The organism is Desulfolithobacter dissulfuricans (assembly GCF_025998535.1).
GTDB classification, from domain to species: Bacteria; Desulfobacterota; Desulfobulbia; order Desulfobulbales; family Desulfobulbaceae; genus Desulfolithobacter; species Desulfolithobacter dissulfuricans.
In genome coordinates this window covers 3,003,511-3,027,868 of record NZ_AP024233.1, presented here as the reverse complement: position 1 = coordinate 3,027,868, position 24,358 = coordinate 3,003,511, and the positions used below count along the sequence as shown (strand labels likewise).

23 protein-coding genes and 2 tRNA genes are annotated in these 24,358 nt (G+C 58.5%); 21 read left to right on the top strand and 4 right to left on the bottom strand.

Features of this window, described 5'->3' with window-relative positions:
- Nucleotides 1–9: 9 nt before the first annotated feature.
- Both GF1_RS13530 and pilM read right to left on the bottom strand, forming a co-directional pair.
- A complete protein-coding gene (locus tag GF1_RS13530) occupies nucleotides 10–591 on the bottom strand; it encodes a PilN domain-containing protein (RefSeq protein ID WP_267927084.1) in 582 nt (193 codons plus the stop codon).
- Nucleotides 592–602: 11 nt separating this feature from the next.
- Complete coding sequence (gene pilM / locus GF1_RS13525; RefSeq protein WP_267927083.1) at nucleotides 603–1,649, bottom strand: type IV pilus assembly protein PilM; 1,047 nt, start codon at nucleotides 1,647–1,649, stop codon at nucleotides 603–605.
- 369 nt (nucleotides 1,650–2,018) lie between these two features.
- Here pilM and lepB point away from each other — a divergent pair, with 369 nt between their 5' ends.
- The 3 genes from lepB to GF1_RS13510 all read left to right on the top strand — a co-directional run bounded on the left by lepB (nucleotide 2,019) and on the right by GF1_RS13510 (nucleotide 5,177).
- Nucleotides 2,019–2,660 (top strand): signal peptidase I, encoded by a 642-nt coding sequence (gene lepB / locus GF1_RS13520; protein WP_267929150.1) that lies wholly within the window; start codon nucleotides 2,019–2,021, stop codon nucleotides 2,658–2,660.
- A gap of 24 nt (nucleotides 2,661–2,684) precedes the next feature.
- Nucleotides 2,685–3,617, top strand: coding sequence for an aspartate carbamoyltransferase catalytic subunit (locus tag GF1_RS13515; protein WP_267927082.1), 933 nt, complete (start codon nucleotides 2,685–2,687; stop codon nucleotides 3,615–3,617).
- A 276-nt stretch (nucleotides 3,618–3,893) separates the two neighbouring features.
- The gene (locus tag GF1_RS13510) at nucleotides 3,894–5,177 is read left to right on the top strand and encodes a dihydroorotase (protein ID WP_267927081.1); all 1,284 of its coding nucleotides are present in this window, start codon (nucleotides 3,894–3,896) and stop codon (nucleotides 5,175–5,177) included.
- A 37-nt stretch (nucleotides 5,178–5,214) separates the two neighbouring features.
- Here the strand turns inward: GF1_RS13510 and sfsA are convergent, their stop codons facing one another.
- Nucleotides 5,215–5,934: a DNA/RNA nuclease SfsA gene (gene sfsA / locus GF1_RS13505; RefSeq protein WP_267927080.1), complete on the bottom strand. Its 720-nt coding sequence runs from the start codon at nucleotides 5,932–5,934 to the stop codon at nucleotides 5,215–5,217.
- Nucleotides 5,935–6,184: 250 nt separating this feature from the next.
- Between sfsA and GF1_RS13500 the strand changes: the two genes are divergently transcribed.
- From GF1_RS13500 to GF1_RS13470, 7 genes are all read left to right on the top strand, one after another.
- Nucleotides 6,185–7,405 (top strand): type I glyceraldehyde-3-phosphate dehydrogenase, encoded by a 1,221-nt coding sequence (locus GF1_RS13500; protein ID WP_267927079.1) that lies wholly within the window; start codon nucleotides 6,185–6,187, stop codon nucleotides 7,403–7,405.
- Nucleotides 7,402–7,845 carry a ribosomal protein S18-alanine N-acetyltransferase gene (gene rimI / locus GF1_RS13495; protein ID WP_267927078.1) on the top strand — a complete coding sequence of 148 codons (444 nt, stop codon included), beginning with the start codon at nucleotides 7,402–7,404 and terminating at the stop codon, nucleotides 7,843–7,845. The genes GF1_RS13500 and rimI overlap by 4 nt, the downstream gene beginning before the upstream one ends.
- 210 nt (nucleotides 7,846–8,055) lie before the next feature.
- Nucleotides 8,056–9,246, top strand: a complete 1,191-nt coding sequence (locus tag GF1_RS13490) for a phosphoglycerate kinase (protein ID WP_267927077.1) — start codon at nucleotides 8,056–8,058, stop codon at nucleotides 9,244–9,246.
- A 10-nt stretch (nucleotides 9,247–9,256) separates the two neighbouring features.
- Entirely contained in the window at nucleotides 9,257–10,012 is a 756-nt protein-coding gene (gene tpiA / locus GF1_RS13485; protein ID WP_267927076.1) for a triose-phosphate isomerase, read from the top strand.
- A complete protein-coding gene (gene secG, locus GF1_RS13480; RefSeq protein ID WP_267927074.1) occupies nucleotides 10,009–10,416 on the top strand; it encodes a preprotein translocase subunit SecG in 408 nt (135 codons plus the stop codon). Before tpiA ends, secG begins: the two co-directional genes overlap by 4 nt.
- Nucleotides 10,417–10,441: 25 nt before the next feature.
- Nucleotides 10,442–10,527 (top strand) — tRNA-Leu (locus GF1_RS13475).
- A gap of 248 nt (nucleotides 10,528–10,775) precedes the next feature.
- Nucleotides 10,776–11,942, top strand: coding sequence for a glycerate kinase (locus GF1_RS13470; RefSeq protein WP_267927073.1), 1,167 nt, complete (start codon nucleotides 10,776–10,778; stop codon nucleotides 11,940–11,942).
- On the opposite strand, the gene ispH is transcribed toward GF1_RS13470, so the two are convergent.
- A complete protein-coding gene (gene ispH, locus GF1_RS13465; protein ID WP_267927072.1) occupies nucleotides 11,891–12,838 on the bottom strand; it encodes a 4-hydroxy-3-methylbut-2-enyl diphosphate reductase in 948 nt (315 codons plus the stop codon). The two genes, GF1_RS13470 and ispH, sit on opposite strands and share 52 nt — an antisense overlap.
- A 211-nt stretch (nucleotides 12,839–13,049) precedes the next feature.
- Here ispH and GF1_RS13460 point away from each other — a divergent pair, with 211 nt between their 5' ends.
- The 11 genes from GF1_RS13460 to GF1_RS13410 all read left to right on the top strand — a co-directional run bounded on the left by GF1_RS13460 (nucleotide 13,050) and on the right by GF1_RS13410 (nucleotide 24,342).
- The gene (locus GF1_RS13460) at nucleotides 13,050–13,946 is read left to right on the top strand and encodes a polyprenyl synthetase family protein (protein ID WP_267927071.1); all 897 of its coding nucleotides are present in this window, start codon (nucleotides 13,050–13,052) and stop codon (nucleotides 13,944–13,946) included.
- 167 nt (nucleotides 13,947–14,113) lie between these two features.
- Nucleotides 14,114–14,893, top strand: coding sequence for a hypothetical protein (locus tag GF1_RS13455; protein ID WP_267927070.1), 780 nt, complete (start codon nucleotides 14,114–14,116; stop codon nucleotides 14,891–14,893).
- A 58-nt stretch (nucleotides 14,894–14,951) separates the two neighbouring features.
- Nucleotides 14,952–15,027: transfer RNA gene (locus GF1_RS13450), tRNA-Phe, on the top strand.
- Nucleotides 15,028–15,256: 229 nt separating this feature from the next.
- Nucleotides 15,257–17,344, top strand: coding sequence for an elongation factor G (gene fusA, locus GF1_RS13445; protein WP_267927069.1), 2,088 nt, complete (start codon nucleotides 15,257–15,259; stop codon nucleotides 17,342–17,344).
- A 128-nt stretch (nucleotides 17,345–17,472) separates the two neighbouring features.
- Nucleotides 17,473–18,165 carry a hypothetical protein gene (locus tag GF1_RS13440; RefSeq protein ID WP_267927068.1) on the top strand — a complete coding sequence of 231 codons (693 nt, stop codon included), beginning with the start codon at nucleotides 17,473–17,475 and terminating at the stop codon, nucleotides 18,163–18,165.
- 75 nt (nucleotides 18,166–18,240) lie between these two features.
- Nucleotides 18,241–19,023 carry a phosphoribosylformimino-5-aminoimidazole carboxamide ribotide isomerase gene (hisA, locus tag GF1_RS13435; protein WP_267927067.1) on the top strand — a complete coding sequence of 261 codons (783 nt, stop codon included), beginning with the start codon at nucleotides 18,241–18,243 and terminating at the stop codon, nucleotides 19,021–19,023.
- Nucleotides 19,013–19,216: a hypothetical protein gene (locus tag GF1_RS13430; protein WP_267927066.1), complete on the top strand. Its 204-nt coding sequence runs from the start codon at nucleotides 19,013–19,015 to the stop codon at nucleotides 19,214–19,216. Before hisA ends, GF1_RS13430 begins: the two co-directional genes overlap by 11 nt.
- Nucleotides 19,217–19,539: 323 nt before the next feature.
- Nucleotides 19,540–20,397: an HDOD domain-containing protein gene (locus tag GF1_RS13425; RefSeq protein ID WP_267927065.1), complete on the top strand. Its 858-nt coding sequence runs from the start codon at nucleotides 19,540–19,542 to the stop codon at nucleotides 20,395–20,397.
- Nucleotides 20,398–20,410: 13 nt separating this feature from the next.
- The gene (locus tag GF1_RS13420; RefSeq protein ID WP_267927064.1) at nucleotides 20,411–21,334 is read left to right on the top strand and encodes an MBL fold metallo-hydrolase; all 924 of its coding nucleotides are present in this window, start codon (nucleotides 20,411–20,413) and stop codon (nucleotides 21,332–21,334) included.
- A gap of 172 nt (nucleotides 21,335–21,506) precedes the next feature.
- Nucleotides 21,507–22,160 carry a sulfurtransferase-like selenium metabolism protein YedF gene (yedF, locus tag GF1_RS13415; protein WP_267927063.1) on the top strand — a complete coding sequence of 218 codons (654 nt, stop codon included), beginning with the start codon at nucleotides 21,507–21,509 and terminating at the stop codon, nucleotides 22,158–22,160.
- The gene (locus GF1_RS13410) at nucleotides 22,153–24,342 is read left to right on the top strand and encodes a carboxy terminal-processing peptidase (RefSeq protein WP_267927062.1); all 2,190 of its coding nucleotides are present in this window, start codon (nucleotides 22,153–22,155) and stop codon (nucleotides 24,340–24,342) included. The genes yedF and GF1_RS13410 overlap by 8 nt, the downstream gene beginning before the upstream one ends.
- The last annotated feature ends 16 nt before the right edge of the window (nucleotides 24,343–24,358 follow it).

The window sequence follows — 24,358 nt, the reverse complement described above, 5'->3', positions numbered from 1 at the left end:
AAACAGAGGTTATTTTTTTTCGGGCAGCTTTTTCCCCTTGGCCTCTTCGGGAACCCCTATGCTGCAGGAAAGAGAAAAGGATTTCAGGTTGCGCCCCGCGTAGGTTTTCAGGGAGCTGCTGACCAGGTTGACCGACTTGATATAGGGGGACCTCTTCAGGTCTTCCATGTATTTGGCAATGGTGCGGTTATCAAGAGCCATTCCCGAGAGCTGGAGATTGTTGCCCGTCTGGGACAGCGACATCAGCCACATGCGGTCGGTGGGCGTGATATTGGCTATTTCGTCGAGGATATGGACCGTCAGGGACGAGCTTCTCTTGAGTTGCCTGATGATCTCGATCTGTTTTTCAATGAGCTGCCGGTCTTTTTCAAGCTGCTTTATCTGACGCCCTATTTTTTTGTAGCGCTGCTTTTCTTTTTTCAGCGAGCTGATCTCCTGCCGCAGCCGCTCCACTTTGCCGGCCTGCATGTATCCTGCGATCCCGAGGATGACCAGAAGACAGATGAACCCGGTGGCGATACCCAACAGCTGCCGTTTGGCCCGGACCCGCTGTTTAATCTCCCGTACTGGTAAAAGGTTGATATAGACCATGTGCGTACCACTCAGAACTGAGCCGGGCGTATTGCCAGGCCGGCGGCAATGGCCATTTCCGGTGCAACCTTGTCAAGATATTCCTGGTCGATCTTCTTCTTGTTTACTTTCATATTGGCAAAGGGATTGAACTGGACGGTTTCGAGCCCGGTTTCCCGGCCGATGAATTTTTTGAGTCCGGAAACTTTGGAGCCGCCACCGCTGAGAACCAGGCGGGAAAGCGGCTTGTCCGGATTGTTGGACAGGTAAAGGTCAATGGCCTTTTTGATCTCCAGAACCCACTGGGTGCAGGTCTGGGTGAAGATATCGCTTATCTCCCGCTCCCGATCCCCGGCCGGGACGAGCCCCAGCTTGATTTTTTCCGCCTCGTCGTAGTCGATGCCCAGGGCATGGGCTATCTGGTCGGTCAGCTGCTCGCTGCCCACCGCGATGTCCCGGGCCAGAACAGAGGCCCCGTCAGCGATGATGTTGATGTTCATCTTGGCGGCCCCGATATCCACCAGGGCCACATTCTCCTCGCTGGCCGAGGCGATGTGCCAGATGTTTTCCAGGGCAAAGCCATCCACGTCCACCAGCATGGGTTGGAGTTTCTGCTCCTGAAGCATGGTCAGGTAATCGTCGATGACCTCTTTCTTTGCTGCCACCAGCATGACATCGGTGCGCTCGTTTTCCTCGGAGGCCGTGCGAAGATCCTGGAAATCCAGATAGACGTCCTCGATGTCAAAGGGGATATACTGCTCGGCCTCGCTCATGATGTATTCGGCCAGTTCCTCTTCGTCCATAACCTCCAGCTGGATTTTTTTGACGATCACCGAATAGCCGGAAATGGAGATGCCCACCTTGTTGCTTTTTATCTTCAGGTTGTTGAAGAGGGCACGGACGACCCTGCCCACCTCTTCTGGATCCTGCAGGGTGCCATCCTCCACGGCTCCGGGAGGCAGCGCGCCACAGCCAAGGGCAACCAGCCGGTAGGAGTCCCCGGCCCGTTCGAGTTGACACACCTTGACCGCGTGGGACCCTATGTCGACGCCGGTAATGAGTTTTTCTTTTTTTGCCATTCAGTATTGTTCCTTTGCGTCACCTGGCGAAAAAAAAAGCTGGCTGGAAGCGAAGGGGAAAAACAGAGATAAGACTATAAAATTATTCGTCTGCTTGTATTCTGGTCATAAATGAAAACCTTTGTCAAGTAATGAGTAAAAAAAATTGAACTTTTTAACCATGGAAAAACAAACGGATATGGCACGTAACCCCTGTTTCATACCACATGTTGTGTTTTTTTATGGGCTGAGATCTTATCTTGTGTTGTCAGGGGCTCCAGGACCGGGTGGGGAGGAAGAAAACCTCCTTGAAACTTCCTGTGGATTCGGGTAGTTTTTTGACACCTGCTGTTTTACTTTTTCTTTTTTCCGGAAATTTCTGTGGCATATCTGCAAAATACCAAGAAGAAGTCCGTCTTCCGCGAGTACGCCGAGGCGATCATCATTGCCCTGCTCCTGGCGCTCTTTATCCGGACCTTCGTTGTTCAGGCCTTCAAAATTCCTTCCGGCTCCATGTTGCCGACCCTGCAGATCGGGGACCATATCCTGGTCAACAAGTTCATCTACGGTATCAAAGTGCCGGTAATCGACAAGATTATCGTCCCCGTCAAGAAACCCCGGCGCGGCGATATCATTGTCTTCAAGTTCCCCCGCGATCCCAAACTGGACTACATCAAGCGGGTCGTTGCCGTGGGCGGTGACACGGTCCAGGTCCGCAACAAGAAGGTTTATGTCAACAACAGGCTCTCTCCGGACAAGTACGCCATCCATACCGATCCCAAGGTTCTGCCGGGATCGGTGAGCCCGCGCGATAATTTCGGTCCGGTCACCGTGCCCCAGGGCAAGCTCTTTGTCATGGGTGACAACCGGGACAACTCCTTTGACAGTCGATTCTGGGGCTATGTGGACCTGTCCGCGGTCCGGGGCAAGGCCTTTATCATTTACTGGTCCTGGGACGTACAAAAACCGCTGCTTTCCGTGGACAGATTCACTTCCATCCGCTGGGACCGATTGGGAGATATCGTACATTAAGCATATTATGGCTCCGGCAAAAACATGAGCACCGGATATTTTTTTTCACATCGTCATGTCCTTGGCATCGATCATCTCTCTTCCGATGATATTCAATACATTTTAGATACCGCCGAATCGTTCAAGGAAATCTCGGCCCGTCCCATCAAGAAAGTTCCCACCCTGCGCGGCAACACCATCATCAACCTCTTTTTCGAGCCCTCCACCCGGACCCGGCTCTCCTTCGAGGTGGCGGCCAAGCGCATGAGCGCCGATACCTTCAACATCTCCGCCTCCACTTCCAGCGCGGTCAAGGGTGAAACCCTGATCGATACGGCACGAAATATCGACGCCATGCATCCGGACATCATCATCATCCGTCACAGTTTTTCCGGGGCGCCGCACATGCTGAGCAGGCATGTGGATGCGGCCGTGATCAATGCCGGGGACGGCACCCATGAACACCCCTCCCAAGGGCTGCTCGACCTGATGACCGTCCGGGAACACAAGGGCAAGCTCCATGGGCTGAAAATTGCCATCATCGGTGATATCCTTCACAGCCGGGTGGCCCATTCCGATATCCTCGGTTTTACCAAGATGGGTTCGGAGGTCCATGTTTATGGTCCGGCGACCCTGCTGCCTCCGGATCTCGAACATCTGGGCGCCACCGTGGCGCCGTCCCTTGAAGAGGCGGTCCGGGATGCCGATGTGGTGATGACCCTGCGTATCCAGAAGGAACGGCAGAGCGATCCCCTGATCCCCTCTTTCCGGGAATATGCGCAGCAGTATGGCGTGACACGCGAGGTGGCTGATCTGGCCCGACCCGATGCCCTGATAATGCATCCAGGCCCGATCAACCGCGGAATTGAACTGATGCCCGACGTGGCCGATGGGCCGCGATCGGTGATTCTGGAACAGGTTACCAACGGCGTTGCGGTGCGGATGGCTCTTTTGTACCTGGTCATGGGAAACAGCTGAGCCGGCCGGGGGCGCGGCTCCCTGTTTTGTCCTGTCACCTAAATCCTGCAGCCGTCATGCGGTCAGGCCGCATCACTGTTCGTGCACCGAGAACGTCGAAACAGGTGCAGCTACAAGGAGGCGAGCCGGTTTCGGCGCAGGCGTACTGTTGGTACGTCGAGCACGAAACCGGTGAAGCCGACGCCGTAGATGTGCCTGTATCGACTTCGAATGCCGGATAACTGCAGGATTTAGGTGACAAATTCTGCAACCACGGAACAACAGAGAAGAATAATTATGGCCAACGATTGGCGCATCAGGAATGGCCGGATCATCGACCCGGTAAACGGTATTGACCGGGTCGGTGACCTGTTTGTCCGAGATGGCGTACTGGTGGAATCACCCCGGGATCTGCCGGACAGTACCCGAGAAGTCGATGCCTCGGGCTGCTGGGTGGTGCCGGGTCTTATCGACATGCATGTCCATCTCCGGGAACCGGGTGAGGAGTACAAGGAAGATATCGTTTCCGGTACCCGGGCCGCGGCGGCCGGTGGTTTTACTGCTGTGGCCTGCATGCCCAACACCCGGCCGGTGAACGACTGTCGGTCAGTGACCGCTCTTATCCTGGAGCGGGCCCGGGAGGGCTTTGCCCGGGTCTATCCGGTGGGCACTATCTCCAGGCAGAGTGGGGGCGAGACCCTGGCTGATTTCGGCGAGATGCGGGATGCCGGCGTGGTCGCTGTTTCGGACGACGGGCTGCCGGTCTGGAACAGCCAGCTCATGCGGCGGGCCCTGGAATATGCCGGTGATTTCGGGCTGGCGGTCATTTCCCACAGCGAGGAACCCTCCCTCAGTCGGCACGGGGTCATGAACGAGGGCAAGGTCGCCACCCGTCTGGGCCTGCGCGGTATTCCCACCGCGGCCGAGTCTATCATGGTCTACCGGGAGATCGCCCTGGCCGAATACACCGGCCGGCCGGTCCATATCGCCCATGTCTCCGCGGCCATGAGCGTGGACCTGATCCGGCGGGCCAAGGAGCGCGGGGTGCCTGTGACCGCGGAGACCACGCCTCATTACTTCACCCTGACCGAAGAGGCGGTGGAGGGATACAACACCAACGCCAAGATGAATCCGCCTCTGCGCACCGAAGAGGACCGGCAGTCCATCTGTGCCGGGCTGGCTGATGGCACGCTCGATGCCATTGCAACCGACCATGCGCCCCATTCCAGACTGGAAAAAGAGGTGGAATTCGATCTGGCCGCCAACGGCATCATCGGCCTGGAGACCTCTCTTCCTCTGTCCCTTGCCCTGGTGCGGGACGGGGTCCTGGATCCCGTCGGTCTGGTACAGTGCATGTCTGTCCGTCCCGCCGCCATCCTCGGCGTGCCCGGCGGCTCACTCTCTCCCGGAGAGCCGGCCGATATCACGGTGATCGATCCCGAACTTTCCTTTGATTATACCGAGGATATGGTGGTCTCAAAGAGCAGCAACTCGCCATTTCTCGACTGGCGGCTGCAGGGCCGGGCCGTGCTCACCATGGTGGGAGGCCGGGTCACCTTTGAGCTGAGGGCCACTGACTGACGCCTTCCCCGCGATTCAGGGCTGGCTGTTCCCCCGTTCACCGGGAAGGCATCTCTTCGGGGTAGATCCGGCAGGGAATTTTTTCGGTGATCGTGACTTGGTTCGGCTGTACTTCAGCCCGGTAAGCCAGGATCCGGACGCCCTGATCGCTTACCTTGCGCAGCGTGTCGGCATAGAGGGGATCTATCTCGTCGGCCGGGGCGAACCAGGCCCCGTCCGCCCGCTGGACGCAGAAGAGAACAGCGGCCTGGGCGCCGTTTTTGCGTAGAAGAGCCAGTTCTTCCAGGTGTTTCGTGCCTCTGGCCGTGACCGCGTCGGGAAAGAGAGCTCTGCCGTTTTCCACCAGGGAGCAGTTCTTGACCTCAATATATACCTGGCCTGCATCGCTCTCGAGGACGAAATCCAGGCGGCTCCGGTCCGATACCCTGACCTCGGGACGGATGGTGTGGATCTGACCGAAATCATCGATCACCCCGGTGCGCAATGCCTCGTAGACCAGCTTGTTGGTCAGGTTGGTGTTGACACCGATCCAGACCCCTTTTTCCCGGACCATCTCCAGGGTCCAGCGGTATTTTCTCTCGGGATTGCCGGAGTCTGAAATGATCACCGGGCTGCCCGGGGTGGAGCAGCCGCGCATGGACCCGGAGTTGGGACAGTGAACGGTGAGTTCGCTGCCGTCTTCCAGGAGCACGTCGGCCAGGAAGCGTTTATAGCGTTTGATCAGGGTGGCGGATTGTCTGATTTTGGGAAGCTGCATTGATAATTTCCTTTGGGGTGCAACAAATACCGTGAAAAATTGCCTGTTTGGCCCATGGAACGGCTTGACCGTATACCAGGCTGTGCGGTATGTTCACTGGCAACTGGGCTATCCGGCACCGGTACCACGGTGAGTGAGGGGCCAAACTGCCTTTTCAGGGGACGGGAGCTGTTTTTTGTTTTTCTGAAATTTTCTGAGCCGGGGCGGCCCGCTCAGGAGAACATTATACCAGTAAAGGAGAATGGACACTATGAAACTCGGAATCAATGGCCTTGGCAGAATCGGTAAGCTTTCGCTTTGGCACCATGTTTCTCGCAAGTTTTTTTCGGAAATCGTGGTCAATCTGGGCCGGGATGTGGGCCAGGGCATGCAGGATATCGCCGCGGCCATCGAGCGCGATTCCACCTACGGTCGGCTGTCCATGTATCTGCACGGCCACCGGGGCGGCCGGGTTATTGAAAATCTCGATGAATCCGCCGGCACCATGACCGTGAACGGGGTTCCGGTCACCGTGCTGCGCGAGGCACGTAATCCCCGGGATATCAAGTGGCAGGAGAACGGCGTCCGGTTGGTGGTGGATACCACCGGGGTGTTCAAGGATCCCACTGCCGATCCCGACGATCCCCGCGGTTCGGTCCGGGGTCACCTGCAGGCCGGGGCCGAAAAGGTGCTGGTTTCCGCGCCGTTCAAGATCAAATCCAAGGGGATCGACATGCCTGATGATGCGGTCACCACGGTCATGGGTATCAATGACGACGACTATGATCCGGCCAGGCACTCTGTTATCTCCGCCGCCTCCTGTACCACCACCTGTCTTTCCTATATGATCAAGCCGCTCATGGACCAGTTCGGTGCCGACCGGATGCTGTCTGCCTCTATGGTTACCGTGCATGCCGCCACCGGCAGCCAGCAGGTCCTGGACCGGTTGGCTGCCACCGGAGCCACGGATCTGCGCAAGAACCGCTCGATTCTCAATAATATCATCCTGACCACCACCGGCGCGGCCAAGGCCCTGGCCCTGGTTATCCCGGAGATGAAATCCATCGGTTTCATTGCCGAGTCGGTGCGGGTACCCACCACCACCGGCTCCCTGATCGTCCTGGTGCTGAACCTCCAGGATGAGCTGGAAAAACCCATCAACCGGGAGTTGATCAATTCCATCTACAGGGATTTTGCTGCCAGTTCTCCCTATCTCGAGTATTCCGAGGAGCAGAACGTATCGTCGGATATCATCGGCATTCCCGAGGCAGCGGCGGTTATCGAGGCCACCGAGACCCACACCCGGACCGCGTCCATTTCCGTCAATCTGGAGCATGTCAAGTCATGCAATTTCGAGCCGGGTCAGGTGCCGCCGGTGCTCGAGGTGCCGGTGACCCAGGCTGTGATCTACGGCTGGTACGATAACGAGCTTGGCAGTTATACCAACATGCTCGGGGAGCTGACCGTATCTGTAGCCCAGAGCATGGTGTGAGTGTCCGGCCCATGCGGGCCGGAGATGTGGCATCGGTTGTCGCCATCGAAGAGGCGGTGATGGACACGCCCTGGTCCCGCAGTCTTGTCGAGGCCGAGCTGCAGGGCGAGCACGGGATCCGGCTGGTGTTCGAAATGCATGGTCAGGTGGCGGGGTATGGCTTTTTCCGGTTTTGCGGGCTCGAGGCTGAACTCCTGCGTATCGGGGTCCGCGACCGGAGCCGGCGCCTGGGCATAGGCAGTACCCTGTTGCGGGCCGGGGTCGCTGCGTTGCGGCGCCACGGTGTCACCTCCTGTCTGCTGGAGGTGCGGAGCGCGAACAGTACTGCCTTGCGGTTCTACGCCAAAGAGGGTTTTGTCGAGGTCGGCCGGCGTCCGGACTATTACCGTCAGCCCACCGATGATGCCCTGATTCTGGGCTTGGAGCTCAGGGACGGATGATTTTATTTTGTGATTACCATCAATCTTTGTCATTGAAACCGGTGTCGGCCTCGCTTGTTTCACGGGACGCCATAAACCCGTCCCTGGGGACTTGACTGTGGCCATCCAGGCCACAGACACCCGTGCAACAAGCGAGGCCGACACCTTCATCCATCGAAGGCTGAATTTCAGTGGTAATCAGATTTTATTTTGCAGAGCAAGGAGGGGGGTGTGAAGACAATTCGGGATCTGGACATTGCGGGAAAACGGGTACTTGTCCGGGTGGATTTCAATGTGCCCATGGACAGGCAGGGCGGAATTACCGATGATACCAGGATCCGTATGGCCCTGCCCACCATTGAGTACGCCCTGGAGCAGGGGGCCCGGGTGATCCTCTGTTCCCATCTCGGCCGGCCAAAAGGCCAGCGGGTGGACGAGTACTCTCTGGCCCCGGTGGCCGCCCATCTTGGCCGTCTTGTCGGGCGCGATGTCGCCTTCGCTCCGAACTGCGTCGGGCCCGAGGCCGAGGCGGTGGTCCGTGCCATGGCGGATGGTGAGCTGGCTCTGCTGGAAAACCTGCGCTATCATCCAGGCGAGCAGGAGAATGATCCGGACTTTGCCCGCCAGTTGGCCGCCCTGGCCGAGGTCTATGTCAACGATGCCTTTGCGGTCTCCCACCGGGCCCATGCCTCGGTGGTCGGGGTGCCCAGGTTATGCGCCAGCAAGGGAGCAGGCTTTCTGCTCAAAAAGGAGCTCGATTATTTCCATCGCTCCATGGATGAGCCGATCCGCCCCTTGGTGGCCATTGTTGGCGGCGCCAAGGTGTCGAGCAAACTCGGTGCTCTGACCAACATGCTGGCCAAAGTGGATCGGATGCTGATCGGTGGAGCCATGGCCAATACCTTTCTCAAAAGCCAGGGGTACGATGTGGGTGCTTCCAGGGTGGAGGATGAGCTCCTGGATGAGGCCGGCAAACTGCTTGCCCGGGCCCGGGAGAAAGGGGTCAAGGTGTACCTGCCGGTGGATGTCATTGCCGCCGATGGCTTTGCCCCCGATGCCGTGACAAAACAGGTTACCATCCAGGACATTCCGTCTGGCTGGATGGCCCTTGATATCGGTCCTGCTTCGGTGATCTGTTTTGGCGAGGCCCTGGCAGACGCGAAGACCATTGTCTGGAACGGCCCCATGGGCGCTTTCGAGATGGATGCCTTTGCCCGCGGTACCATGGCCCTGGCCCATACCGTTGGTTCTTCCCATGCCCTGAGCATCACCGGTGGCGGCGACTCCAACGCGGCGGTGAATAAGTTCGGCGAGGCTGAAAACATCTCCTATATGTCCACCGGAGGCGGTGCATTTCTCATGCTGATGGAGGGTAAGGAGCTGCCCGGAGTTGCTGCCCTGGAAGAGGGGCAGGAAAACTGAGGAGGACGAAATGGAAAGGAGACCCTTGATTGCCGGTAACTGGAAGATGCACCTGACCTCGGACCAGGCCGTTGCCCTGGCCCGGACCATTGCCGACGCAGCCTCCGACGTGGCTGACCGGGACGTGATGATTGCCCCGGCCTTTACCTCTCTGCCTGCGGTGGCGGAAGTCCTGGCCGATTCCCCGGTGCTGCTGGGGGCCCAGAACGTGGCCTGGGAGGAGCAGGGCGCCTTCACCGGCGAGGTTTCACCGGTGATGCTCAGGGAGTTCGGTGTCAGCCTGGTTATCGTCGGTCATTCTGAGCGGCGTCATATCTTCGGGGAAACCGATGACCTGATCAACAGGCGGTTGTGCGGGGCGCTCAGGTTCGGGCTGGTTCCGATCCTCTGTGTGGGGGAGACCCTGGAAGATCGGGAAGACGGGATCACCATGCAGATCCTGGAGCAGCAGGTCCGGTCCGGGCTTGCCGGCGTGGAGGCCGGAGATATGGCCCGGGTGGTCATTGCCTACGAGCCTGTCTGGGCCATCGGCACCGGCAAGACCGCGAGCAAGGAGCAGGCCCAGGAAGCCCATCGGTTCATCAGGAGTGTTGTTGGGAATCTATATGAGAAAAAGCTTGCTCAGCAAGTGAGAATATTGTATGGTGGCTCGGTTAAGCCTGAGAACGTGGACAGTCTCATGGCCGAGCCCGATATAGATGGCGCGCTGGTGGGCGGCGCAGCACTCAAATCCGAATCGTTTGCTCGGATTATTCATTTTATATGACAACACTTTTAATTATCATTCATGTTCTGGTCTCGCTGTTCCTGATCGTGATTGTGCTGCTGCAGCACGGCAAGGGGGCAGATGTGGGGGCCACTTTCGGTGGGTCGAGCCAGAGCCTTTTCGGTACCGAAGGGCCGGTGCCGCTGTTGAACAAGATAACCACCTTTGCGGCTATCGTGTTCATGGGTACCTCGATTTCGCTGGCCTACATTTCTGCCAACAAGAGCACCGGTACGGTGATGAAAGAAGTGCAGGCACCTGCGCCGGTGCCGCAGGCAACGGTACCCAGTGAGCCGGCCACCATACCCATGCCGACCACCGGGCAGCAGAAAGACAGGGAAGCGCCGGCGACCATGCCGGCGGCCGATAAGTCTGCATCGGAGAACGCGCCGACCGAAAAATAGAAAAGGGTGAAAATAGATTCAGGTTGCCGAAGTGGTGGAATTGGTAGACACGCTGTCTTGAGGGGGCAGTGGACCTCGTCCGTGCCGGTTCGACTCCGGCCTTCGGCACCAGATTTTCAAGGGCCGGTATCTCGTCAGGGATACCGGCCCTTTTTTTTCTGATTACCATCAATCTTTGACATTGAAACCGGTGTCGGCCTCATCCGTTTCACGGGACGCCATAAACCCGTCCCTGGGGGCTTGTCTGTGGCCATCCAGGCCACAGACACCCGTGAAACGGATGAGGCCGACATCTTCAGGTATCAGTGGCTGAATTTCAGTGGTAATCACATTTGTTTTTGCTGACCTGCAGGTGGGAGATGAAAATCGTCATTGCGCCCAATGAGTTTAAGGAATGTCTGTCGGCCCCCGGGGTGGCCGCGGCCATAGCCGCCGGCGTGCGTCGGGCACTTCCCGGGGCCCTGGTCGTGGAGGTCCCGGTGGCCGATGGTGGTGACGGTCTGGTTGAGGTGGTGCACGGTTCCCTGGGTGGGCAACTGATCCGCAGGACGGTAACCGGTCCCCTTTTTGCCCCGGTGGAGGCCCATTTCTGCCATGTGACGGACAAAGGGGTGGCGGTTATCGAGATGGCTCTGGCCAGCGGTCTGGCACTGGTTCCTCCGGAGCACCGTGATCCCTGTCGGACCACGACGCTTGGTACCGGTGAGCTGATTCGCGCCGCTCTGGATCTTGGCGTGTCGCGGATTGTGGTCGGTATCGGCGGCAGCGCCACCAATGACGGTGGCATCGGCATGGCCAAGGCTCTGGGGATTCGGTTTCTCGACTGGCAGGGGCAGGAGGTTGAACCCGTCGGCGGGGCCCTGGGATCGATCCGTCACATCGATGTCTCGGGCATGGATCCCAGGCTGCGGGATGTAAAAATCGAGGCGGTCTGTGATGTGGACAATCCGCTCTGCGGAGACAATGGAGCCGCCCGGGTATACGCACCCCAGAAAGGGGCGACGCCCGAACAGGTTGAGTTGCTTGATGAGGGGCTGGCCAACCTGGCCCGCGTGATCCTGGCAGACCTGGGCGTCGATGTCTGCAATCTGCCCGGAGCCGGGGCCGCCGGTGGCCTGGGGGCCGGCTTGTACGCCTTCCTCGGGGCCAGGCTGCGGCGGGGTATCGAGCTGGTTCTGGAGCTCGTGGAGCTGGAGGATCATCTCCAGGGGGCAGACCTGGTGCTGACCGGCGAGGGACAGATAGATTTTCAGACCGCTTTTGGCAAGGCGCCGGCCGGAGTGGCCCGGGCGGCAGGGAGGCAGGGTATTCCCTGCGTTGCCCTTGCCGGATCCGTGGGTGAGGAACTTGACGGGTTATATGAGTTGGGGATCAGCGCGGTGTTTTCCATCTGTCCCGGGCCGGTGACCCTGGCGCAGGCCATGGCCAGGGCCCGGGAGTACCTGGCACGAACCGCGGAACAGGTGGTGCGCTGCTATGTGGCCGGGCCGGGCTCCAGTTCGTCCAGCTCCGGACAGCCCAGTTGAAACTGGATGGTCTCGTCCTCGCCCTCCATCTCCCGGATGGAGATGGCGCCCAGGTCGCGAAGACGGTCAAGGACCTCATTGACCAGTGATTCCGGGGCCGAGGCGCCGGCGGTCACCCCGATGGTTGTCACCCCCTGCAGCCAGGCTGGATCTATCTCCGAGGCATTGTCTATCAGGTGGGAAGTGATGTTGCGGTGCTCGCCCACTTCGCGGAGCCGGTTGGAGTTGGAGGAGTTCTTCGAGCCCACAACCAGCAACAGGTCGACCTCCTCGCACAGCTCCCGGACCGCGTTCTGTCGATTCTGGGTGGCGTAACAGATGTCGGTTCGCTCGGGCTGGTCGATCTTCGGAAACCGGGCCCTGATGGCGGCCAGAACCTCGCTGGCATCGTCCATGGACAGGGTGGTCTGGGTGACATACCCGACCCGGTTGTCATCGGCAACGGTGAGGGCGGCCACGTCTTCGGGTCGGGAGACCACGTGCACGGCTCCGCTTGCCCGGCCGCAGGTCCCCTCTACTTCGGGATGTCCCCGGTGGCCGATCACCAGGACGTCGTAGCCGATTTTGTTGAGCAGGGCCACGCGGCGATGCACCTTGGTCACCAGCGGACAGGTGGCGTTGATGGTCCGCAGGCCAAGCTTTCTGGCCCTTTCCTCCACGGATCTGGCCACCCCATGGGCGCTGAAGATGAGTACCGAGTTTCCGGGTGCCTCCTCGAGCTGTTCCACGAAGACGACGCCCTTTTCCCGCAGGGTGTTGACCACCGTGGTGTTGTGGACGATTTCGTGGAGCACATAAATCGGCGCGCCATAGATCTCCAGTGCCTTTTCGACTATGGCTATGGCCCGTTTGACTCCGGCGCAGAATCCGCGTGGCTTGGCAAGAAGTACGTTCATGGGAACTCCCGATGGGTTACGGTGTCAGGGGGCAGGCTTTTCTTCCCTGTTCGGCCCTTCGGGGCAGGCTCGCCCCTTTTGTCAGGGTTGTGGGCAGGGTCCTGTATGATGAAGACCTCAAATGATAATATTTGCTTTTGAAAAGGAAAAGAGAAAAGAGTATCCTTGCGACCCTGAAGAGGACCTTTTCCATTTTTTCATGAGGTGAGCGGTGGATATCAAGAAGTATCTTCAGTCCCAGCGCAGGCTGGTTGAGCAGGCTCTGGAAGAGTTCATGCTTCGGGCCGAGGGCGATTTCAAGGATCATGTGGCGGCCATGCGCTACAGTCTGTTCGTCGGGGGCAAGCGCGTCCGTCCCATTCTCTGTCTTGCCGCCGGCCGGACCATCTGCGGTGATGATTCCCTGGATGATCAGCTTTTGCCGGTGGCCTGTGCCCTGGAGTGTATCCACACCTATTCCTTGATCCACGACGACCTGCCGGCCATGGATGACGATGCCCTGCGCCGGGGTAAACCCACCAATCACATGGTCTTTGGCGAGGCGCAGGCCATCCTTGCCGGAGACGGACTCCTGACCTTTGCCTTCGAGCTGCTGAGCCGTCCGTCGGCAGGCGGTCTGGATCCGGAGGCCAGAATCCAGGTTATCCACACTATTGCCCGGGCAGCGGGTCCGCTTGGCATGGTGGGTGGCCAGGCCCTGGATATCGCCTTTGAGGGCAGGAATATCGAATTTGATGATCTTAAGACCATTCATCGCAGCAAGACCGGTGCCCTGATAACCGCCTCGGTACAGGCCGGCGCCCTGGTGGCGGGAGCGACGGAAGATCAGCTGCAGGCCCTCGGTAGTTACGGCAACAACATCGGCTTGGCCTTTCAGATTGTCGACGATTTGCTCAACGTGCTCTCCACCACCGAACAGCTCGGCAAGGCGGCCGGTAGCGATGCCGAGCGCGGCAAGGCCACCTATCCCGCCTTTTTCGGGGTGGAGAAGACCCGGCAGCTGGCCCGGGAGGCCGTAGAGCGGGCCCTGGGCGCCCTGGATGGTATGGGGGAGCCGGCCGAGCCACTCAGAGCCCTTGCCCGCTATATTGTCGAGCGAAACCGGTAGGTCGCCGGCCGGCCCTGTTGCTGCCCGGTAGCGGTTGTCCGCCCGGATCTTGACCGTCTTAAATCCGCCTTGATTTTTGCAGTGGCTCTGTGCGATAATACAACAGTTTGTAAAGCGCCTTGCCCTCCGGCTCGGGGAAATAGTAACTTGAACAGACAGGCAGGATTATGCGTTGTCCGAAATGCGGCTTTATCTCCTTTGACCATCTGGAAACATGCGTCAAGTGCGGGCGGGACATCAGCGAGGTGTCTGCTGAGCTCGATGGGACCATCTATCAGGTGGAAGCCCCTCTCTTTTTACGGACCGATTTCGAGGAGTCGATGGAGACTCCCGGGGAGGTAGAAGTTGCCGGGCAGGACGAGCTGCTTTTTGGCGACTCGGCCGAGGATATTGATTTTGTCCTGGACGACGCGGAGGAGGAGCTGGGGGCGGGCAACGACGAAGATACGGAGATCGTCTTCTCCATGGAAGAGAGCGAAGAGGATCTGCAGCCGGACGGCGAGATCGGCGAGGGGCTTTTTGGTGAAATTTCCCTTGATCTTGAGGAAGAATTTACGGTAGAACATGGTGCGGAAATGGAGCTCTCCCTGGACGAGGAGGTTTCGGTCGAGGATGCCGATGAAGCACCGTCGCTGGATTTCAGTGGGCTTGATCTCTCCGACCTGGCGCCTCCGGCCGGGGAAGAAGGGGAAGAAGCCCTGACCGGTGAAGCTCTGGTCCTGGACGACACGGTCGGAACAGAGGCCGGAGAGACCATTGCTCCCGGGACCGGGGGTGGTGGAAATCTCGAGGATCTGCAGGTCGATGACCTGGAGCTGGGCGCGCCGCCACCGCCGCCCGCCGACCAGGCCGGAGGCATGTTTTCCGGGCCGGCGGTGAAAACCGGCACTGCCCTGGATGATTTTGATATCGACCTGGGCGAGCTTCTCACGAAGAAAAAAACGTGAAAAAAATATTGACAAAGTATGCTGTAGTTTGGTATACAATTCCGATTTAAGCTCAGGCGCCGAGATAGCTCAGTAGGTAGAGCAACGGACTGAAAATCCGTGTGTCCCTGGTTCGAATCCTGGTCTCGGCACCATCTTAACGCATAAAAGGAGTTGCAGAGCTCACTGTAACTCCTTTTTTATTTATCTGCTCACGGTTTATCAGGAAATCAAAAATCAGGAACCCGGTATTGTCGGGCCGGTCGCTTCAGGTGGGTCGGGCCTGGATTTCAGGGAGTCCTGGTTTTCTTGGTTTGTTGTGCGGGATTGTTGTCCCGCATGGTGTTAGGCTGTTTGAGGCTGACAGTAATTGAGGAACTGGTAATGAAGATAAAGGATCTGTCAAAAGTACGAAATATTGGAATCAGTGCCCATATCGACTCGGGTAAGACGACGCTTACAGAGCGGATTCTGTATTATACCCGTCGTATCCATGCCATCCACGAGGTACGTGGCAAGGACGGCGTCGGCGCCACCATGGATTCCATGGAGCTCGAGAAGGAGCGCGGCATCACCATCCAGTCCGCGGCCACCTTCTGCAGTTGGAAGGATCACCACATCAATATCATCGACACTCCCGGTCACGTGGACTTCACCATCGAGGTGGAACGGGCCCTGCGGGTTCTCGACGGTGCCATTCTCATACTCTGTTCCGTCGGCGGTGTGCAGTCCCAGTCCATTACCGTCAACCGGCAGATGACCCGGTACAAGGTTCCGCGGATCGCCTTTATCAACAAGTGCGACCGCACCGGCGCCAACCCCTACCGCGTCACCCAGCAGCTGCGTGACAAACTCGACCTCAACGCCATCATGATCCAGCTGCCCATCGGCCTGGAGAGTGAGCTCGAAGGTGTGGTCGACCTGGTCTCCATGAAGGCAGTCTATTTCGATGGCGAGCAGGGTGACGATGTCCGCTACGAAGAGATCCCGGATCATCTCAAGGAAGAGGCCGCTGAGAAGCGGGAGGAACTTCTCGACAATGTCTCCATGTTTTCCGATGAACTCATGGAAGCCATTCTGGAAGAGAGGGAACCCACCGAAGAGATGATCCATGACGCTATCCGCAAGGGTGTGCTCAGCCTCGAGCTGACCCCGGTGATGATCGGTTCGGCCTACAAGAACAAGGGTGTACAGCCGCTGCTGGACGCGGTCAACGCCTATCTGCCGTGTCCTACCGAAGTCGAGAACACGGCCCTGGACCTGGACAGGGACGAGGCCGAAGTCACGGTCTCCAATGATCCCCATGATCCGCTGGTGGCCCTGGCCTTCAAGCTTGAAGACGGCAGGTATGGGCAGCTGACCTATATCCGAACCTACCAGGGTACAATCAACAAGGGTGATACCATCATCAACACCCGGACCGGCAAGAAGACCAAGGTCGGCCGGCTTGTTCGTATGCACGCGGATCAGATGGAGGAAATCGAAGGGACCAGCGCCGGTGATATCGTTGCCCTCTTTGGCGTCGACTGTGCCTCCGGTGATACCTTCTGCAGCGAAGATATCAACTGGTCCATGAGCTCCATGCATGTACCCAATCCGGTTATCTCCCTGGCCATCACCCCGGTGGACAACAAGGCTCAGGCCAACCTGTCCAAGGCGCTCAATCGCTTCTGCAAGGAAGATCCCACCTTCCGTTCCTTTGTCGACCATGAGACCGGTGAGACGATCATCTCCGGCATGGGCGAGCTGCACCTGGAAGTGTATATCGAACGGATGAAGCGCGAATATAAGGCCGAGGTCGAGGTCGGAGCCCCCCGGGTCGCCTATCGCGAGGCCATTACCCAGCGGGCGGATTTCGACTACACTCACAAGAAGCAGACCGGTGGTTCAGGTCAGTTCGGCCGGGTGGCAGGCTACATGGAACCGCTGGAAGAGGGCGAGTACGAGTTTGTCGATGAGATCGTCGGTGGTGTCATCCCCAGGGAATACATTCCCTCCTGTGACAAGGGTTTTCAGGCATCCATGGAAAAAGGTCCGCTCACCGGCTCGCCCATCACAGGTATCCGGGTGGTCATCAATGATGGTAGCTTCCATTCGGTGGACTCCTCGGACATGGCCTTCCAGCAGGCGGCCAAAGGCGCCTTCAAGCAGGGCTTCCAGAAAGCCGGCCCCATTATCATGGAGCCGATCATGAAGGTTGCCGTCGAGGGTCCCTCCGAGTTCCAGGGCGCGGTCATGGGCAGCCTGAACCAGCGCCGCGGCGTGATTGTCGGAACCTTCGAGGAAGGCAACTATACCGTGGTCGAGGCTGAGGTGCCGCTCTCGGAGATGTTTGGCTACTCTACCACCCTGCGGTCGCTTACCCAGGGCAAGGCCGAGTTCACCATGGAGTTCGATTCCTACAAGCAGGTGCCCAAGAGCGTGGCCGACGAGTTGGTCAAGAAATACGAAGAAGAACGGAAAAATAATTAAAGTTATGCGTGATCCTCTCCTGTTATCAGGGGAGGGTGTTCATGGTTCGCCTGGCTGATTCGTCATCCTGCACGGGTGTTCGCCGCGGCAGTATTCGGACAGAAACGTTAGATATACGGAGTGAAGCAATGGGATATGAGCCTCTGGTAACCCAGAATCCCCTCAGGGTACTGAAACTTGGCAGAGATAACAAGCAGCTTGGGCTGGTCATGGCCCGGGCTGGTCTGGGAAAGACCGCCCTGCTTGTCCAGATCGCTCTGGACGCCATCCTGCGTGGCAACCAGGTCATCCACGTGGCCATCGGTGAGTCCATCGACAAGACCCGCGCCTGGTACGATGATATTCTCCAGGGTATTCTCGAGGAGCATGCTGTCAACCGGCCCCACGAGTTGATCGAGATGGTCAAGCGTCATCGGATGATCATGACCTTCAAAGAGTCGGCCTTTTCCCGGGCCCGGCTGGAAGAGCGGCTCAATGATCTGGTACTCCAGGACATCTTCAAGCCCAACTGCGTGGTGATCGATGGCTTTGATTTCGAGAATTCCGGTCGCGAGGACCTGGAAGACATCAAGGATCTGATGGAGAGCATGAGCCTCCAGGCCTGGTTTTCCGCCACCTGTCACCGTGATGATCAGCGGATGTCGCCGGCCGGTGTCCCGGCCCCGTGCCACGAGGTGGATGATCTTTTCGATACCGTGGTTCTCCTCAAGCCTGAAGACGGAGTGATCGAACTCGATATCATCCGTAACCAGGGTGAGCCGGATACCACGACCTCGGCCCTCAAGCTGGACCCGACCACCATGATGGTCAAAGAGGGCTGACATCCCGTAGCCGATTTCCCGTCACCGGGTCGGCCTCCGGCCACCCGGTGACACCATGATTATCAGATATTTGCCATGCGATTTCGTCCCTGCATCGACCTTCATGATGGCAGGGTCAAGCAGATTGTCGGCTCGACCCTGAGCGACACTGCATCTGCGGACCTGCAGACCAATTTTTCCTCTGAATTTCCCCCCTCCCATTACGCCCGGATGTACCGGGACGATAACCTGACCGGCGGCCATGTGATCATGCTTGGTCCGGGTAACGAAGAGGCCGCCGTTGATGCTCTTTCGGCCTGGCCCGGCGGTTTGCAGCTTGGCGGCGGCATCACGGCCGACAACGCTTCCCTGTGGCTGGATCGCGGAGCCTCCCATGTTATCGTCACCTCCCATGTCTTTCATGACGGACTCCTGGACGAGGAGCGTTTGACCGCCCTGGTTCGCCAGGTGGGCAGGGAGCACCTGGTTCTGGACCTGAGCTGCCGCTGGCGCGAAGACGGGTATTACGTGGTCACCGACCGGTGGCAGAAATTCACCGATCTGCGACTCGATGGCCGGGTGCTGGACTGGCTGGCCCGGTTCTGCGACGAGTTTCTCGTCCATGCCGTGGACGTGGAGGGCAAGTGCATGGGAGTGGACGAGCGGTTGATCGGTCTGCTGGCCGACCATGTCTCCATCCCCACCACCTACGCCGGCGGCGTGACCTCGCTAAGCGATCTGGAACTCATCCACCAGGCCGGGCGGGGCAGGCTGGATGTCACCGTGGGCTCGGCCCTGGATATCTTCGGTGGCACCGGGCTTCGCTACACCGAGGTGGTCGCCTTCTGCCATAAAACAGCCCAGTGCCATGAAGGATAAGTCGGACAGGGATCTCCGGACAAAGGGATGTCCGGCCGGCCAGGACCTGGCAGAGATCAAGCTCTTTGTCTCCGAGGATCTCTACCGGGCCTTCCACCGCTGCGTGTGGATCCTGGTCAACGAAACCGGTCGCAGCCAGGTGGAGATCATGCACGAGGTGGTACATGATTTCCTGGTAAAACACGGCTGCTGACCAGTATTTCCCGCCTGAGTCGGTACATCGCTTGACCTGTATTCCACCTTTGGATACTATGCCTTATGGGTTCAAGCCAGTGTTCGGGCAGGGGATCTCCGCTCTCCACTGTTTCCGGATCAACCAGCATGGCTGGACCAGGTAAGCGACCGAAGGGAGACTCCGGATTTCGGCACTGTCCAGCCACAACAGACCATGAAAAGCACCTTGCAATTGCTTGAGTTTGTGGCGATTTTCGAATAAAAGCGGGCAGCATGGTCTGCCCTGTTCGAAGCAGGCTCCAGGACAGGTACACCACACGGAAATGATTTTTCTTTGCTGCCATGAGTGATCGGGAAAAGCGACTGCGTAAGATCCGGAACTTTGTCGACAGGATGCCGAGCCTGTCCACCACGGTCAGCAAGGTCCTGGAGATCTGCAGCCGGCCTGATACCGCCCCCAATGATCTCAACAAGGTTATCTCCCTTGATCCCGTTCTCACCGGACAGGTCCTCAAGCTGATCAACTCGGCCTATTACTCGCTGGTCAACAAGGTTACCTCCCTGACCCGGGCGATTATCATGCTCGGTCTCAACACGGTCAAGAACCTGGCCCTGTCCACGGCCATCATCCGCTGCGTCGGTCAGACCAAAAAGTCGAGAATCCTCCCCATCCGCAAGTTCTGGGAACACTCCATCGGGGTCGGGGTGCTGGCCAAGCTGCTGGCCCAGGAGCAGGATATCCCCCTGGGTGAGCGAGAGGAATATTTTGTCGCCGGGCTGCTCCATGATCTCGGCAAGATTCCCTTTGGCGATGAGTACGCCGACGTCCTGCGCCGGGCCAGGAGCGAGGGATGCGACCTGCTGGCGGTGGAACGGGAGATGCTGGAGGTGGATCACCAGGAAACCGGCCAGCTGATCGCCGAAAAATGGACCCTGAACCAGGCCATTACCGAGTCTATCATCTATCACCACACCCCGGAGCAGGCCAGCGAGCCGTTTCAACGTCTGGTGGCCACGGTCGCTCTGGCCGACGCCTATGTCTGTCTTTTCGATATCGGCTATGCCGGCAACATGTATCCGGACGAGAACCAGCTGATCACGGCCCTGGAAATCACCGGGCTGTCGTGGTCGACCGTCACCGGCCTGTCCGAGGCCATTGAAGAGGAACTGCTGAAGGCAGAGATCTTTCTGCAGGTATGACAGGAGAGTGAGTATGATCCAGGTACGTTTTTGGGGAGTTCGTGGTTCCATCCCCTGTCCCGGCCCGACAACCATGAAATATGGTGGCAATACGGCCTGTATCGAGCTCCGTTTTCCCGAGGTCGGCCGGCACATTATCATCGATGCCGGCTCCGGTATCCGCGAGCTGGCAAATCACATGCTGGCCCACGACCTGCCAAAGGGACCCATATCCACTGAAATCTACCTCTCCCACACCCACTGGGACCACATCATGGGTTTTCCCTTTTTCATTCCCAACTATATCCCCGGCACCAGGATCAAAGTATTCGGGCCGGTAACCTATGAAGACGATCCCCTGGAAGAGGTGGTGGGCGGGCAGATGAAGTATCGCTATTTCCCGGTGAACATGGGCGAGCTGGCCGCCGATATCAGTTATACCCGGCTCAAGGAAGATCCGCACATCGATCTCGGGGACGGCATCATCCTGGCGACCACCATTATCAACCATCCCATCACTGCCCTGGGCTACCGGTTTTCCTTCCGCGGTTCGGTGTTCTGCACCGCCTATGACACGGAACCGTTCCGCAATCTCTTTGTCACCGATCCCGATGATCCATCCTACGATGAACTGATGGCCCATGAAGGAGAGGAGGCGGCCAGGGAACAGAACAGGGTGATGGAGAATTTTTTCGCCGGGGCCGATCTCCTGGTCCATGACGCCCAGTACACCCAGGAAGAGTATGAAAACGGGAAAGTGGGATGGGGGCACAGCTCCATCGAACATGCAATCGGTGCCGCCAGCCGGGCCGGGGTCAAGCGGTTGGCCCTGTTTCACCACGATCCCGAGCGGACCGATACCCAGCTCGACGGGATGGCCGAAATCTACTGCCAGAATCCGTCCTGCGGGGACATGGAGATCTTCTTTGCCCGGGAAGGCATGGTGCTTGAGATATGATCACTGGCCAGCGGTCATTCCTCCCTCTGGATGATGGATTACCCATCCCTGCCTCCGGCCGCGGCCCAGGGAAGGCGGAAATCTTTTCGTCTGATCTCCCCGGTACCTCGAGCGGACCGGTCTGTTTGTTGCCAGGCAGAAATCCAATCTACTTCAACCACAAGGTGTTGTTATGAGTGCTACCGTCAAAACCCTTGACTGTAGGGGCCTTTCCTGCCCACAACCGGTACTGAAGACCAAAGAGGCTCTGGAACAGGGGGCCGATCTTCTGGAGGTTATCGTTGATAATGAGGCCTCGAAAAACAATGTTTCCCGCTTCGCCGCCAGCCAGGGCTGCGAGGTGGAGGTGGTAGAGAGTGGCGATGGCTGTTTCAGGCTGACCCTGAAAGGCGGGGATGGAGCCGGGACCCGGGAGTTCGATCCCCGGGACTATACCTGCCCGGTGGAAACCAGCTCCGGTCTGGTCTATGTCATTGCCTCCGATACCATGGGGCGCGGCAGTGAGGAGTTGGGCTGGGCCCTGCTGCAGACCTATATCCAGACCATAAAGAACGTCGATCCACTGCCGTCCAAGATTATCTTCTACAACGCTGGCGTCAAGCTGGTAACCAGTGAGTCCGGCGCCCTGGAAGCCCTGCAGGAACTGCAGGAGCGGGGGTGGAGATACTTGCCTGCGGCACCTGCCTGGACTTTTACGAGCTCAAGGCCGCCATCAAGGTCGGGGCCATATCCAACATGTACGATATCATGCAGTCCATGGCCAGCGCGTCCAAGGTCGTCAGCCCCTACTGAAAAGCAATCATCTGGAACCACACACCATGAATAACGCACTACGTTCAAGGCGGCCGCTGTCTCCTGCCCACCGGGCATGGATCACCTGCCTGCTGTTTTTCCTTCTGGCAACCTCGGTTGCTGCCAAGGTACTGCCGCTGGAATTCGATGCCGGCCGCAATCGCCTGATCGCCTACATGCTCAGCCAGCAGCTGCCGGCCCAGCATTTCAGCCATAAACCGCTCGACGATACCCTGTCCCGCAACGCTTATGATCTCTACCTGCGTCAGCTGGATCCGCGCAAGCGGTTTCTCCTGAAGACGGACGTGGAGCAGCTTGATGCCTTTGCCGATCACATCGATGATGAACTGCGCCGTGGGCGCATGGTCCTGCCCGATGCCGGCATGCAGCTTCTGAACGAGCGGATCAAGCAGGTGGATAAATGGATTGACGAAATCATGGACAAGGGCTTCGACCCCAACCGCGAAGAGTACCTGGAGGTTGATCCCAAGAAGAGGCAGTGGGCCGCTGACCGCGACGCTCTCTATGACCGCTGGCGTCGCATCCTCAAGATGCAGGTGCTCTCGACCTATCTCGACCTGATGGAGGAGCAGGTAAAGAAAGCAGGGTCCGCGGAAACCAGAGAAGATGGCACACCGGCACTCCAGGAGAGCGAGAGCGCTGAATCCAGGGCTATCGATTCCGAGCTCTGGGAGCAGGCCATGGCCAAGGTGAAAAAACGGAATCATACCTACCTGCACCGGTTGCTGCAGGAGACCAGGCAGGAGCATTACAACCGGTATTTCGATGCAGTGGCCCGGGCCTTTGATCCCCATACAACGTACATGGCACCCACCTCAAGGGAAGATTTCGATATCCACATGAGTGGCTCCCTGGAAGGGATCGGGGCTCTGTTGCGTGAGGATGACGGTCATATCAAGGTGGTGCGGATCATTCCGGGCAGCGCCGCAGAGCGCCAGGGACAGCTCCAGGCTGAGGATATCATCCTGAGCGTGGCCGAAAAGGATGGCGACCCGGTGGATATCACCGACATGCGTATCCGCGACGCGGTCAGTTACATCCGCGGCCCCAAGGGGACCGAGGTCAGGCTCACGGTTCAGAAACCGGACGGGAGAAAGGTGGTCATCCCCATTGTCCGGGACGTGGTCCAGATCGAGGAGACCTATGTCAAGTCGACGCTCCTGAAGGATTCGAAACAGGATCCAATCGGGTATATCCGGGTGCCCAGTTTCTACCGCGACTTCTCCGCCACCCGTAACGGCGGCAAAGGCCGCAATGTCACCGATGATCTGCGCCGGGAACTGTACAAACTCAAAGAACAGGGGATCAGCGGCCTGATCCTTGACCTGCGCAACAACGGCGGCGGGGCACTCACCGACGCGGTGGAAATATCCGGTCTTTTCCTGCCCGGCGGACCGGTGGTCCAGGTCCGCAACTCCCAGGGCATGATCCGGATCCTGGAGGACGAGGACACCAACGTGGCCTGGGATGGCCCCATGATTGTCCTGGTCAACCAGTTCTCGGCTTCGGCCTCGGAGATCCTGGCCGCCGCCCTGCAGGATTATGGCCGGGCCCTGATCATCGGCGGAGCCCATACCCATGGCAAGGGGGTGGTCCAGGCCATCATGGACCTGAACCGCAACCTGCCCCTGCTTCACCTGAAGAAGTATGACGACCTGGGGGCGCTCAAGGTGACCATCCAGAAGTTCTACCGGGTCAACGGCAAGTCCACCCAACTCCAGGGGGTGACTCCGGACGTGGTGGTACCTTCGGGGCTTGACTACCTGAAAAGCGGCGAGAAGTATATGGACTACGCCTTGCCCTCGGATCAGGTGGAAAACGTTGGCTATCACAAGTGGCGGGGTGCCCGTTTCGACATCGGGCGGGCCCGCAGCCTCGGGGCGGTCTGGGTGGAAAAAAGTGAAAAGTTCCAGGCTATCCGAGAAGAAACAGAGAAGGCCCGGGTCCGCAGTGAGCAGACCAGGGTGGCTGTTTTTCTTGCCGGAATGAAAAAAGAACGCCGGGAACTGGAACAGGCCCGGGAGGAGGCAAGGGCCGCCGGGCTGCTGGCCGAGGACCATGAGCAGGAATTTACGGAAAATAAGGAAGAAAAATCCATGGCTGCCAAGCTGGAGGAGGATCCGTTCGTCCAGGTGGCGCTCTACCTGATGGAGGGAAAAGTTACTGAGGAACAAACAGCTTCAACAGCGAGATAACATTTTTCACTTGAAA